At 34.5% G+C, this 14,467-nt stretch carries 11 protein-coding genes; 9 read left to right on the top strand and 2 right to left on the bottom strand.

Going from position 1 to position 14,467, the window contains the following annotated elements; translation table 11 throughout:
• Window positions 1-309: 309 nt before the first annotated feature.
• Window positions 310-660 (top strand): competence protein, encoded by a 351-nt coding sequence (locus ACNQGH_RS19890; protein WP_417957762.1) that lies wholly within the window; start codon window positions 310-312, stop codon window positions 658-660.
• A gap of 3 nt (window positions 661-663) precedes the next feature.
• Window positions 664-936: a DUF6327 family protein gene (locus ACNQGH_RS19895; RefSeq protein WP_417957763.1), complete on the top strand. Its 273-nt coding sequence runs from the start codon at window positions 664-666 to the stop codon at window positions 934-936.
• A gap of 27 nt (window positions 937-963) precedes the next feature.
• Here ACNQGH_RS19895 and ACNQGH_RS19900 read toward each other — a convergent pair whose 3' ends face one another.
• Window positions 964-1,953 (bottom strand): SPFH domain-containing protein, encoded by a 990-nt coding sequence (locus ACNQGH_RS19900; protein WP_417957764.1) that lies wholly within the window; start codon window positions 1,951-1,953, stop codon window positions 964-966.
• Window positions 1,954-2,031: 78 nt separating this feature from the next.
• Here ACNQGH_RS19900 and ACNQGH_RS19905 point away from each other — a divergent pair, with 78 nt between their 5' ends.
• Window positions 2,032-2,673 carry a PorT family protein gene (locus ACNQGH_RS19905; protein WP_417957765.1) on the top strand — a complete coding sequence of 214 codons (642 nt, stop codon included), beginning with the start codon at window positions 2,032-2,034 and terminating at the stop codon, window positions 2,671-2,673.
• 37 nt (window positions 2,674-2,710) lie between these two features.
• Here ACNQGH_RS19905 and gltX read toward each other — a convergent pair whose 3' ends face one another.
• Window positions 2,711-4,222: a glutamate--tRNA ligase gene (gene gltX, locus ACNQGH_RS19910; RefSeq protein WP_417957766.1), complete on the bottom strand. Its 1,512-nt coding sequence runs from the start codon at window positions 4,220-4,222 to the stop codon at window positions 2,711-2,713.
• A gap of 153 nt (window positions 4,223-4,375) precedes the next feature.
• Between gltX and ACNQGH_RS19915 the strand changes: the two genes are divergently transcribed.
• The 6 genes from ACNQGH_RS19915 to ACNQGH_RS19940 all read left to right on the top strand — a co-directional run bounded on the left by ACNQGH_RS19915 (window position 4,376) and on the right by ACNQGH_RS19940 (window position 14,419).
• The gene (locus ACNQGH_RS19915; protein ID WP_417957767.1) at window positions 4,376-7,675 is read left to right on the top strand and encodes a hypothetical protein; all 3,300 of its coding nucleotides are present in this window, start codon (window positions 4,376-4,378) and stop codon (window positions 7,673-7,675) included.
• Complete coding sequence (gene ybeY, locus ACNQGH_RS19920; RefSeq protein ID WP_417957768.1) at window positions 7,672-8,091, top strand: rRNA maturation RNase YbeY; 420 nt, start codon at window positions 7,672-7,674, stop codon at window positions 8,089-8,091. The genes ACNQGH_RS19915 and ybeY overlap by 4 nt, the downstream gene beginning before the upstream one ends.
• Before the next feature lie 155 nt (window positions 8,092-8,246).
• Window positions 8,247-10,118, top strand: a complete 1,872-nt coding sequence (mnmG, locus tag ACNQGH_RS19925; RefSeq protein ID WP_417957769.1) for a tRNA uridine-5-carboxymethylaminomethyl(34) synthesis enzyme MnmG — start codon at window positions 8,247-8,249, stop codon at window positions 10,116-10,118.
• 191 nt (window positions 10,119-10,309) lie between these two features.
• Entirely contained in the window at window positions 10,310-11,158 is an 849-nt protein-coding gene (locus ACNQGH_RS19930) for a class I SAM-dependent methyltransferase (RefSeq protein WP_417957770.1), read from the top strand.
• A 244-nt stretch (window positions 11,159-11,402) separates the two neighbouring features.
• A complete protein-coding gene (locus ACNQGH_RS19935; protein WP_417957771.1) occupies window positions 11,403-11,969 on the top strand; it encodes an OmpH/Skp family outer membrane protein in 567 nt (188 codons plus the stop codon).
• A 179-nt stretch (window positions 11,970-12,148) separates the two neighbouring features.
• A complete protein-coding gene (locus tag ACNQGH_RS19940) occupies window positions 12,149-14,419 on the top strand; it encodes a helix-turn-helix domain-containing protein (RefSeq protein WP_417957772.1) in 2,271 nt (756 codons plus the stop codon).
• Window positions 14,420-14,467 lie beyond the last annotated feature (48 nt).

The raw sequence follows: 14,467 nt of genomic DNA on the forward strand, positions 1-14,467 counted from the left end.
ATGCAGTTAGCAAGATCCAGAGCAAGAGGTTATAGAAATCCCGAGAATTTTATAAAAATGGTGTATTATTTAGGAAATACCTAAAAAATGCAAATCCACTAATTTAGGCGAAGAACCACATAAATTATCTTTTAGCAAAAATTATGATTTACAAGAAACATACGAAGATTTGATTTCTAATGTAAGTCATAAAGCAGAGGACGTGATTTCTTTTTTAGAATCAAAATTGGCTGAGTTGAAAGAACAAAACGCCAAACTTCAAAAATAATATTGGTTACTTATCCTGATTAGTATTAAAAAAATAAAATTATGGCTTTTGAAGAATTAAAAGAAAATACGGAAGATATTCAAGAACAGGTTCATGCCTTCATAAAAAGCAATGTATCTTATTATAAATTATGGGGTTTTAAAGTAGCAATGAAATCTACTACCATGATTCTTAAGTTCACATTGATTTTTTTGTGTTTTAGCATGGTTTTATTATTTTGTTCCGTAGCGGCTGCTATGTGCATTGGAAAGTATTTGGATAGCTATCCGTTGGGATTTTTAATCATCGGAGGCGTTTATCTGATTGCAACTGCTTTTTTATTTTTAATTAAAGACAAAATCGTTGAAGGACCAATGATGGAACGTTTTTCAGAAATATTTTTTAACGACTAAATTATGGAAACCAAAAAATATTCTTCCTATGCTCAAATTGAAAGGGAATTGGAAATATTAAAGATTGAAAAAGAAATCAGCTATCAAAAATTGCTTTATGGTGTTAAAAAAACAAAAGAGAGTTTTACACCACAACACATTGTAAGCGATTTAATAGGTAATTATGGCTCCGCTTTACCCTATGGTACAATTGTGTCAACGGCGATTCCTTTTATACTGAATAAAGCGGTTCCGTTTATAAAAAATTGGTTAGCAAAAAGAAAAAGAGGCAATTAGCCTCTTTTTCTTTAAATAATTCAAATCTTAGATTTCTGTTTCAGGATTTTCTGGCGGTGGAGGAGCTTGATAACCAGTATGATGTTCATCTGTTTTTGGTTTCAACTTCTTATTGGCTTTCTTCATCATTTCACCCACTTGATTTGATGCACTAAAAGAAGCCACCATATTATTAAGCATGTCACTTCCGGCCTGAGGAGAATTGGGTAGTAAAATCAAATTTGAATTGGCATCAGCGCCAATGGCCTGTAAAGTATCATAATGTTGCGTAACCACAATCAATGCAGAAGCTTCTTGAGAATTGATGCCCACGCGATTTAAAACTTCTACACTTTCTACTAATCCACGAGCAATTTCGCGTCTTTGATCAGCAATTCCCTGTCCTTGTAAACGTTTACTTTCTGCTTCTGCTTTGGCCTTAGCCACAATTCTGATTCTGGAACTCTCTGCTTCAAATTCAGCTGCTGTTTTTTCTCTGTCGGCAGCATTGATTCTATTCATAGCATTTTTTACCTGGATATCCGGATCGATGTCGGTTACCAAAGTATTGATGATGTCATAACCATAGGTAGTCATGGCTTCATTTAATTCTCTTTTAACGGCAATTGCAATATCATCTTTTCTTTCAAAAACGTCATCTAATTTCAGTTTTGGAACTTCAGCACGAACAACATCAAAGACATAAGCAGTAATCTGGTCGTGTGGGTATTCCAGTTTATAAAAGGCATCGTACACTTTTTCCTGAATTACTTTAAACTGAACCGAAACTTTCATTTTTACAAATACATTGTCTTTAGTTTTGGTTTCGATAATAACATCTAATTGTTGGATTTTTAGATTTACACGACCTGCAACTCTATCTATCAAAGGAATTTTTAATTGCAATCCAGAATTTCGAACACTTAGGAATTTTCCAAAGCGTTCAATAATAACAGAGGATTGTTGTTTTACTGTGAAAAAGGAGGATAGAAAAATAAATAACCCGAATACAAGAAAAATAATCAACGGAATGTCCATAGTATGAATAATTTAGTTAAAAAAATTAGTGTTAAATTACAAAAAATCTTTAGGTTTGTTTTCGTTTAATCTAATTTTATGAAAAAGATATTTATCAGTTCGTATTTTATTTTGATTTCTTTAACTGCTTTTGCCCAATATGATTATAGGGATTCTAACAGAATAGGAATCACTTTTGGTATTAATCAATTTGCGCTGAATACTAATAATTTCCAGACTAAACCTGGTACAGGATGGAATGCAGGACTTTCCTTGCGGGGAAATTACTACAATGATTGGGATATGGTTTATGCCATGCAGTTCAGCGAAAATAATTTTTCAGTAGCTACAAAGAACCTTTTTTTAGCAAATGAAGATGTAAATTACAAACTGGCTTCTGCTCAAATATCATTGCAACTGAGTTATAAACTTATCGAAAATCATTTGAGTGTTGAGTTTGGGCCTTTGGTTCAAGTAAGCGGAAAATTGAAAGTTGATAGCCAAAGCGAAAATAATACAATTTCAGGAACGACTTTATTAGCAAAAGACATAGAAGATATTTCTAAATTTAATTTTTATCCTACGGCAGGAATAACTGCAGGGGTCCGTCATTTACGGTTTAATGTATCGTATCAATATGGGATAAATAATATGCTTGGAAATTTGAACAGTAAAAATTTTGGGGTAAATTTCAAAGGTAATGCAGGGATTTTAAACGGGAATCTGATTCTTTATTTATAAAAAAAGCTCCCAAAATTTTTGGGAGCTTTTCTGTTTTTTATAAAGTAGCTATTGCTTTTTGGATTCTGTTAATCGTTTCATCTTTTCCAATTACTTCGACGATATCAAATAGGTGAGGTCCTTTTAGTGCTCCAACCAAACTCAAACGAAACGGTTGCATTACTTTACCCATACCAATTTCGTTTTTCGTCATCCAGTCTTTTACAATGGTTTCGATATTCATAGAGGTGAAATCAGTGATTTCTTCTACAACAGAGATTAATTCCTGCATTAATGTCGGTGTTTCTTCTTTCCAGTTTTTGCTTGCTTTTTCATCATAAGATGTTGGAGCGGCAAAAAAGAAATCACTTAATTCCCAAAACTCAGAGACAAAATGAGCGCGTTCTTTGATTAAAGAAACAATCTTCGTCAGTTCCGGCAAGGAGTAATATCGGTTAACATTCTTAGATTCTACAATAGGAGCAAAGGATTTCGCCAAATCGATATCTTTTTGTTTCACCAAATATTGGTGATTGAACCATTTGTTTTTTTCCGGATCAAATTTAGCTCCAGATTTATGAACTCTGGTCAAATCGAATGAAGCAATTAATTCTTCAAGGGTATATAATTCTTTTTCCGTTCCGTCATTCCAACCTAATAGAGTAAGGAAGTTGATTACAGCTTCCGGGAAAAATCCTTTTTCTCTGTATCCTGATGAAACGCCTTCTGGAGTTTTCCAATCCAATGGAAATACTGGAAATCCCATTTTGTCACCGTCTCTTTTTGATAATTTTCCGTTACCAACAGGTTTCATAATCAATGGTAAATGTGCAAATTCCGGTGCTTCCCAATTAAATGCTCTGTATAATAAAACATGTAATGGCATAGAAGGCAACCATTCTTCACCACGAATTACATGTGACGTTTCCATTAAATGATCATCCACAATATTTGCCAAATGATAAGTTGGCATTCCATCACTTTTAAACAAAACTTTATCATCTAAAAGATTAGTGTCAAACTTTACATCGCCACGAATGATGTCGTGCAAATGCAAGGTTTCGTTCACTGGAGTTTTAAAACGAATCACATAGGCAGTGCCATCAGCAATTCTTTTTGTCGTTTCATCAGCAGAAATAACCAAAGAAGTGTCTAATTTTTCTCTGTTGTGGTGATTGTATATGAATGTTTTTCCTTGTTCTTCTTCCAGCTTTCTATGTGCGTCCAAATTTTCTGCGGTATCAAAAGCATAATAGGCATTACCGGAATTGATTAATTGATCAGCATATTGTTTGTACAAATGTTTTCTTTCGCTTTGACGATAGGGACCAAATTTTTCGTTTTTTCCAATAGTTTCATCTGGTGGAATCCCTAACCATTCTAGTGCTTCCATAATATATTCTTCGGCACCGGGAACATATCTGTTTTGGTCGGTATCTTCAATTCTTAAGAAGAAAACACCGTTGTTTTTTTTGGCAAATAAATAATTAAATAATGCGGTACGAACTCCGCCGATATGTAAAGGTCCAGTTGGACTTGGTGCAAAACGCACCCGAACTTGTTTAGACATTGCTGTAAATTTTTTGCGAAGATACAAATTCGATTACTCAATTGGATTATTTGAAAATGAGATAATGTAAGATTATTCAGTTTGATGATTTTTAACATTTCTTTATTCATATAAATTATTACTTTTATTGGTTATAAAAACAAAGTATAAGTTTTGGATACGCAAAATTTTATTTATCAGAAGCTGGAGGCTTTTATCAAAAAGTTTTACACTAATGAATTGATACGAGGAATAATTTTCTTTATCGGTTTAGGATTGTTGTATTTTCTTTTTACGCTTTTTGTTGAGTATTTTCTCTGGCTTAAACCATTGGGAAGGACAGTTTTATTTTGGGTTTTTATAGCAGTCGAAGTGTACTTGTTATCCCGATTTATTTTATTTCCAATTTTTAAATTATTCAAACTCCAAAAAGGAATTGATTATAAGCAAGCATCAACTATTATTGGAAATCATTTCGCGGAAGTAAGCGACAAGCTTACAAATTTCCTGCAATTAGCGAATCCGAATGAACATCAAATTAAATCGGAATTGCTTGTGGCATCTATTGAACAAAAAGCCAACGCATTACAACCAATACCTTTTGGCAATGCAATAAATTTCAATACAAACCGGAAATATTTACCATTAGCAATTATTCCTATTGTGTTTTTTGCTTTCTTCTATTTTTCCGGCAATAGTAATGTGATCTCGCAAAGTTTGAATAGGGTAGTGCATTTTAATGCAACCTTTTTGCCGCCCGCTCCCTTTAAATTTGTGGTTTTAAATTCGAATCTTCAAACTGAACAAGGCAAAGATTTTATACTTAGAGTAAAAGCAGCAGGAAGAATTGTTCCTGAGAATGTTATGATTTTCATGGCGGGCGAAAGTTATTTTATGGAGAATAGGAAAGCAGGAATATTTGAATTTAGAATTCTAAAGCCTTCTGAAGATGTTTTGTTCCACGTGGAGGGTAATGCAGTTTCTTCTTCGGATTATGAATTGAAAGTGATTATGGTTCCGTCAATTGCTAATTTCGTGATGCAGTTGAGCTTTCCTTCTTATTTGAAAAAAAAATCAGAGAACATTAAAGGAACCGGTAATGCGATTATTCCAGAAGGAACTCAGGTGACGTGGAAAATGAATACATTGGCAACACAAAAAGTGGATTGGTCTGATGGCAGGTCTGTTCTTGCCTTTTTGAAAACAGAAAACACCTTTTCTTTATCTAAAAATATACTTCAAAACACAGATTATCAAATTCTTACTTCAAATAATACGGTAAAAAATTACGAAAAACTGAATTATCAGCTTACAATTATCAGGGATCAGTTCCCCAGCATTACTGCACGCAATGCTCCAGATAGTTTAAAGGTAGGGAGGAACTATGTTTTAGGACAGATCTCCGATGATTATGGATTGTATAAACTTCAGATTGTATATTATGAAAGAAACAAACCGCAGACTGCAAAACGTGGAACAATAGCTATTAAAAAAGCGGCTGTTGATCAGTTTGTATTTTCGTTCCCGAGTAATCTTCCAGTAGAACAAGGAGTGCAGTATGACTATTATTTTGAAGTGTATGACAATGATGGCATTCATCATTTTAAGAGTACAAAGTCTTCCGTTTTCTCTAATCGCGTTGCCACCGATGAAGAGAAAGAAGATGAAATTTTGCAACTACAAAATGATAATATTAATGGCTTAGAAAAGTCTTTGAAAAACCAGGACAAGCAAATTGCTGAAATTGAAAAATTGCAAAAAACGGGAAAAGAAAAAGACAATCTTGAATTCAAAGAGCAACAGAAAGTAAATGATTTTATCAAACGCCAAAAGCAACAGGATGAAATGATGAAACAGTTTGCGGAAAAAATGAAAGATAATTTGGATACATTCAAGACCGATAAAAAGGATGAATTAAAAGAGGAGTTACAAAAAAGAATGGACAAGGCTGATAAAGATTTGGAGAAAAATAAAAAACTACTGGATGAATTAAAAGAGCTGAACGATAAAATTAAAAGTGAAGAGTTGTTTTCTAAATTAGATAAATTTAAACAAAACAGTAAAAATCAAACTAAAAATTTAGAACAATTAGTGGAGCTCACTAAGAAGTATTATGTTGAAAAAAAAGCGGAACAACTAGGTGGTAAATTGGATAAACTTTCTGAAAAGCAAAGCAAATTATCGGAAGAAGAAAAAGAAAACCAATTAGAGAAGCAAGAAGATATCAATTTAGAATTTGATAAAATTCAAGAGGAGTTAAAAGATTTAGAAAAGGAAAATAAGGAATTAAAATCGCCAATGGATCTTCCTAACGATGCTGCCAAGGAGAAAAGTATTGATGAAGATTTAAAGAAAGCTGCTGATGAATTGAAGAAAGACAATAAGGCGAAGGCTAAGCCAAATCAAAAAAGTGCTTCCAAAAAGATGAAGGAAATGGCAGCAAAAATGGCACAGACTTTGGAGGGAAGTGAAAAGGAAGAGCTACAGGAGGATGTTGCTATGTTGAGACAAATTCTGGATAATTTATTGGCATTTTCTTTGTCACAGGAAGATTTAATGAATCAGTTTGTTGGTCATAAGGCAGGTTCTCCTGGTTATAATAAGAATATTAAAATTCAGCAGGATTTAAAACAACAGTTCAAACATGTTGATGATAGTTTGTTTGCTATGTCTTTGAGAAACCCTAAAATTGGCGAAGATATCACTAAAGAAATTGGCAATGTACATTACAATATTGACAAGTCGTTAGAGAGTTTATCCGATGCTCAAGTTCCTAAAGGATTATCCCATCAGCAATATTCAATTGCAGCTGCCAATAAGTTAGCGGACATGCTAAGTGATATGCTTAATTCGATGCAAATGTCATTGTCTGGTATGGGGTCAGGAAAGCCAAAACCTGGTCAAGGAAAAGGCATGCAATTACCGGATATTATAAAAAAGCAAGAGGGCTTGGGAGACAAGATGAAAGAGGGAATTAAAAAAGGTCTAAAACCAGGTGAAGATGGTAAGGACGGTAAAGAAGGAAAATCTGTTAAAGATGGGGGTTCGCGGGGCGATGGAGGTGAAGGTGATGCGGAAGAAATAATGGAAATATATAAAGAGCAGCGGCAGTTGAGAGAAGCTTTGGAAAATGAACTTAACAAGCAAGGTTTGGGTGGTAATGGAAAAAGTGCTGTGGAGCAAATGAAGCAAATTGAAAAGCAGTTGTTAAACAAAGGATTTAAAAACGAAACGCTTCAAAAGATTCTAAATCTGAAGCAGGAATTATTAAAATTGAATACCGCCTTACAACAACAAGGAGAAGAAAATAAACGTCAATCGGAAACCAATAAGAAGGAGTTTAGTAATCCGTCTAATGCGCTGCCAGCTGCTTTATTAGATTATTTGAATAGCATAGAAATATTAAATAGACAATCCTTACCTTTGCGCTCGAATTTTAATCAAAAGGTTCAAGAATATTTTAACAAGAAATGATCAATTTTAATTACGAAACCGATTTTAATTTAGATAATGAAGAGGCAATTGCTTTGTGGTTGTCTAATGTTATTACTTCAGAAAACAAGAAAGAGGGTGAGATAAACTATATCTTTTGCGATGATGAGTATTTGCATAAAATCAATTTAGAATACCTCAATCACGACACCTTAACAGATATTATTAGTTTCGACTATACGATGGGGAATGAGTTAAGTGGTGATGTTTTTGTATCTATCGAGAGAGTAAAGGATAACGCTGCTGATTTCAATGTTTCTTTTGAAGATGAATTAAAACGTGTTTTGGTTCATGGAGTCTTGCACTACTGCGGATATAAAGATAAAGGAGAATCAGATGAGCTTTTAATGCGCAGTAAAGAAGACGAAAAATTAGCACTGTTCCACGTGGAACAGTAATTTCGTTTTAGTATCCAGGCCGAAGTGTTTCACGTGAAACATTTTTATAATTGGCAGAATTTACAATACAATGTTTCACGTGAAACAAAATAAAAAAAAATAGATTTCAAAATTACAACCCGGAATTCAACAGAAGGGTTAAATTACAGAAAAAGATGTTTCTAGATGAGTATGATGTGATAGTTGTTGGAGCAGGACATGCAGGTTCAGAGGCTGCGGCCGCTGCTGCAAATTTGGGTTCTAAAACTTTATTGGTAACAATGAGTTTGCAGAATATTGCTCAGATGTCATGTAACCCCGCGATGGGCGGAATTGCTAAAGGACAAATTGTGCGCGAGATTGATGCGTTGGGTGGGTATTCTGGGATAGTTTCAGACAGAACTGCTATTCAGTTCAAGATGCTGAACAAGTCCAAAGGACCTGCGATGTGGTCGCCGCGTGTTCAAAGTGACCGTATGCGATTTGCTGAGGAATGGAGGATGATGTTGGAAGGGACCCCAAATCTTGATTTTTATCAGGAAATGGTCAAAGGTTTGATTATTGAAAATGGAAAAATAAAAGGAATTCGCACTTCGTTAGGGGTGGAGATTCGATCTAAATCGGTTGTGTTGACTAATGGAACTTTTCTAAACGGTTTGATTCATATTGGTGAAAAACAATTTGGTGGTGGAAGAGCAGGCGAAAGTGCCGCTTATGGAATTACCGAAGATTTAGTGAATGCAGGTTTTCAGGCAGGAAGAATGAAAACAGGAACGCCTCCAAGGGTGGATGGAAGATCGTTGGATTATTCTAAAATGAACGAAGAAAAAGGAGATGCTAAACCAGATAAGTTTTCTTATTCGGATGTAACGTCACCATTGGTTATTCAAAAATCGTGTCACATGACATATACATCTCTTGAAGTTCACGATATTTTGAGAGAAGGTTTTGATCGTTCTCCGATGTTTAATGGTAGAATAAAAAGTCTTGGACCAAGATATTGTCCATCAATTGAAGATAAAATTAATCGTTTTGCTGATAAAGAAAGGCATCAATTGTTTGTTGAGCCAGAAGGTTGGAATACTTGTGAGGTTTATGTAAATGGTTTTTCGACTTCGTTGCCTGAGGATGTTCAATTCAAAGCGTTGCGTTCTGTTGTAGGATTTGAAAACGTGAAATTTTTCCGTCCGGGTTATGCAATCGAATATGATTATTTTCCTCCGACACAATTGAAACACACTTTGGAAACAAAGCTTGTTGAAGGATTGTATTTTGCCGGACAAATAAATGGAACAACCGGATATGAAGAAGCAGCATCTCAAGGATTGATGGCTGGAATAAATGCGCATTTAAAAGTGCATGAAAAAGCGCCGTTAATTTTAAAAAGAGACGAAGCCTACATTGGAGTTTTAATCGATGATTTAATAACTAAAGGAACTGAAGAGCCGTATCGAATGTTTACCTCTCGAGCGGAATATAGAACGTTACTTCGTCAGGACAATGCTGATTTTAGATTAACGCCTATGTCGCATGAAATTGGTTTGGCTTCTGAAGCGCGTTTGCGCAGAATGGAGCATAAATTAAATGAATCTGAAAAGATGGTGGCCTTCTTTAAAGAAACTAGTGTTTCGATTGCTGAAGCCAATCCTATTTTGGAATCAAAAGGTACCGCAGCTATAACGCAAGGTGATAAAATGTTCAAAGTTTTTTCCCGTCCCCAAATCGATTTGGAAGATATAATGAAGTTCGAGAAAGTGGTGACTTATGTTGCGGACAATGATTTGGATCAGGAAATTCTGGAACAAGCCGAAATTCAAGTGAAGTATTCGGGTTATATAGAAAAAGAAAGAAACAATGCCGATAAATTGACTAGATTGGAAGATGTGAAAATCCCGGAGAATTTTGATTATAATAAAATCAAATCGATGTCAATTGAAGCAAAGCAAAAATTAAGTAAGATTCGCCCGGTAACCATTTCTCAAGCATCACGGATTAGTGGTGTTTCACCAAGTGATGTTTCGGTGTTGCTAATTTATATGGGAAGATAAAGATTTTAGATGGAGGAGGATTTAGTTTTTTATATTTAAGCCCGTTTAAAATTAATTGTTCCACGTGAAACTACTGTGTGAAGCCCCGATATAACTGAATAATGACAAAGTAAATAATTAGTGCCCTGAAAGTGTCAAAGAATACTTTCGGGGTTTGGTTTAAAAACAAAATTTAAAAGAAACATTAATTAATGGACATTTCAAACAAAAAGCATTTTTTAACCGTTAAAGATTATTCCGTTTCTAAAGAAACATTTGATTTATATCATGACGAAGAGTTGGATATGTTAATCACTTATCCGCAACCCAGTTTAGAAAATTTAGGGAAGTATTACGAAAGTGTGGATTACATTTCTCACACAGACAGTAAGCGTTCCTTGTTTGAAAAAGCATATCATTTCGTAAAAAACATAGCACTGAAAAACAAACTGAATTTAATTAATTCACTTCAACCCAGTAAGGGTAGTGTTTTGGACATTGGTGCAGGAACAGGAGATTTTTTATCGGTGGCCAAAGAAAACGGTTGGCATACGATAGGAGTGGAGCCAAGTGATAAAGCCAAAATCATTGCAAAACACAAAGGAGTTTCGTTTGTTGAAGAAACTAGCGAATTACAAAGCTATTCTTTTGACGTTATCTCAATGTGGCATGTTTTAGAACACGTTCCTGATTTAAATGAACAACTAAAAGAATTAAAACGATTGTTAAAACCAAACGGAACTTTAATAATAGCAGTTCCAAATTTTAAATCTTTCGACGCGAAATATTACGGGAAATTTTGGGCAGCTTATGATGTGCCGATTCATTTTTGGCATTTTTCTAAAAAAGCAATAAAAATGATTTTTGAAAAAGAACAAATGAAATTGATAAAAATACTTCCTATGAAGTTTGATTCGTTTTATGTGAGCTTGCTTTCCGAAAAATACAAAACGGGCAAAATGAATTTCATCAAAGCATTTTTTATCGGATTACAGTCCAATTGGGAAGCCGCGAGTGATTTTGAGTATTCTTCGCATATTTACATCCTGAAAAACAAGTAAAATTGATTTTAAGCGTATTTAAGCGTGTTTTTTCAGGTAATCCAAAGTCTTTGTCGGATGTTCAGATAAATTGGTTTATTTAAAAGATATGAAGCCTGTTTTTAATAGTCATAAATTATGCATTCAGTAATCACAATAATAAAATCTTATATCATAAATTTTTTGCATTTTTTAAACTTTATGTCGATGCAACCTATTTTTTTATATTTTTGTCACCAATTCTTAAAACTAGAAATTCACCAAAATGAAAAAAGCATTAGTAATTATCGCACTTTCAATTTCACTTGTATCTTGTAACAAACCAGTAGCAGAAGTTAAGGAAGTAAAAACAGCTTACGTAGATACTTCAGTGTTAATGAAAGAATATACAGAAGCTAAAGATCTTGAAGCAAAATATAAAGCAAAATCAGAAGAAAAAGGAAGACAGTTGGAAGCTGAAATTAATCGTTTCAAACAAGAAGCTGCAGGTTTTCAGGCACAGGCGCAAGCTAATGGTCAAGCTTGGGCACAACAAAAAGGTGCGGAATTGCAAAAAAGAGAGCAACAATTAGGTTACGCGCAACAGGCTTTGTCTCAACAATTGCAACAAGAAAGCGGAAAAGAAATGGATTCTTTGGTAAGCGGTGTGAAAAAATTCATCAAAGCTTACGGTAAAGAAAAAGGATACTCTTACATATTTGGTACAGGCGACGCAGCTTCAATCTTGTATGCTGAAGACAAATACGATATTACAAAAGAGATCATCAAAGAATTGAATGACAAATACAAATCTGCAGCGCCAAAAGAAGAAAAAGCAGAAGTTAAAAAGTAATTTTTATATTAATTCAAATGAATGCCTTCGTCTAAAATTTAGACAGAAGGCATTTTTTTTGAAGCGCACTCAGCCAAAATCTTTATAAATCTAAAGGTTGGAATCATAATAAAAAAGGTATAGTAAAATTAAAATATTAATCCTATTTTCAATAATTTAGCTCTTTTTATATTCTCAAAATGCAAACAATTTCTGAAGCCGCTGCCTACACTTTACGATTCATTAATCAAACCCACCGCTCTGTTTTTTTAACCGGAAAAGCAGGAACTGGAAAGACCACCCTTTTACGGAAAATTATCGAAACCACGCACAAGAATACTGTTGTTGTTGCGCCTACCGGAATTGCCGCATTAAATGCAGGTGGAGTAACGATTCACTCGATGTTTCAGTTGCCGTTTGGAGGATTTATTCCAGACAATTCATCACCTCAATTTTCCGAAAGCACTAAATTTGAAACCAAGGCTACTTTGCGCAGGCATTTCAAAATGAGTGGTTTGAAGAAATCGGTGATTCGGAATATGGAATTGTTGATTATAGATGAAGTCAGTATGCTTCGGGCAGATTTATTGGATGCAATGGATTATATGATGCAAACCGTCCGTAAAAAAAGTAGTCCTTTTGGTGGAGTTCAGGTGTTATTTATTGGGGATTTATTACAATTGCCACCAGTAATCCGGGATGAAGAATGGAACACGTTGAGAAGCTATTACAAAGGAAAATTCTTTTTTCATTCGCATGTGGTTCAGCAAAATCCACCATTATATATTGAATTGTCTAAAATTTTCCGACAGACGGATGATACTTTTATTGCTGTTTTGAACAACCTGCGTAACAACCAGATCTCTCAAGAAGATATTCAAACGTTAAATCAATATGTAAAACCGGATTTTGATTTAAAAGCCAATAAAGGGTACATCACTTTAACCACGCATAATGCCAAAGCGGACGCCATGAATGCTCAGGCCCTGGAAGATTTAGAAGGGAAGTTGGTCGTTTATAAACCTGAAATTGTGGGAGACTTTCCAGATAAAATTTTCCCAGTTGAAGAACAGTTACAGCTTAAGGTGGGTGCACAAATCATGTTTGTTAAAAATGATTTATCCCTGGATAAAAACTATTTCAACGGAAAAATGGGAATTATAAAGTCCCTTTCAAATTATGAAATCGTAGTTCATTTTCCTGAAGAAAATAAAACTATAGAAGTCGAAAAATACGAATGGCAAAACATTCGCTACAAGGTCGACGAAATGACTAAGGAGATAGAGGAGGAAGTATTGGGGACTTTTGTTCATTATCCTATAAAATTAGCATGGGCGATAACGGTTCATAAAAGCCAAGGTTTGACTTTTGACAAAGCTGCGCTCGACGTTTCGCAGGTTTTTCTCCCTGGACAGGCATATGTGGCATTATCTCGTTTGCGTTCGTTAAAAGGGCTTATTTTGCTTTCTCCGCTACGTATGAATGGGATTTCTAATGATCAGGATGTGATGGATTATTCACTAAACAAAGCTTCGGATTCGTTTTTAGAAAATGCCTTGCACTTTGAAACCAAAAACTTCATTCATAAGGATCTGATTAACAGCTTTGATTGGAATGATTTGGCCCAAGAATGGCGTAATCATAAATTCAGTTATACAGAAAAATCAGAAAGTTCTGAAAAATCAAAACATGCCGTTTGGGCCAAAAAGCAAACGGAAGTCATGGAACAGCTTTTGGATCCATCCAAAAAATTCATGGCACAATTGAACAAACTGTTTTGCCAGGAAACCGCTGATTTAAACCATATTTCAGAGAGGATACAAGCAGCATTCAGTTATTTTTTTAAACCAATGGATGATTTGGTTTTTGAAATCCTTTGGAAGCTGGAAGAGGTAAAGCGCATTAAAAAAGTAAAAGCTTTTTATGATGAATTAATTGTTCTGGAAGAACTGCAAACCAAAGCGGTGTTGCGGTTAATGAAAGCCAAATTATTGATAGAAACAGTTGTTTCGGGCGAAACCATTTCGAAAGAGAAATTAACCTCAGAAGAGATTAAAAAATACATCAGCCGAAAAAGAGAAGCGATTCAAAATCAATTCAAGAAAGTAAATATCACTTTGATTGCCGATGAAAGAGATATAGAACGCTATACTTCAAAAAAGAAATCAGATATAAAAGCACTTAAAAAATCTACTGTGGAAGAAACGTATGAATTGTGGCTACAGAAAAACACAGTAGCCGAAATTGCCGCGATTAGAAAACTAACGATACAAACTATCGATGGGCATTTAATACGGCTTATTCAAGCCAGAACCATTGCAATTAAGGATGTTTTACCAGAAGATAAGCTGCAGCAGCTGGCGGTAGCTTTTAGAGGCTATAAAGAAGAATCTTTAAATAATCTGAAGGAACAAGTAGGCGAGAAGTTTACTTGGGACGAACTGAAAATGTTTAAAGCGAGTTTGAATTAGATTGGGAGCGCAAGCATATTGCTTTTTCTGTAATCCGAGATATTTGAT

The organism is Flavobacterium kochi (assembly GCF_048286715.1).
Lineage (GTDB): Bacteria > Bacteroidota > Bacteroidia > Flavobacteriales > Flavobacteriaceae > Flavobacterium.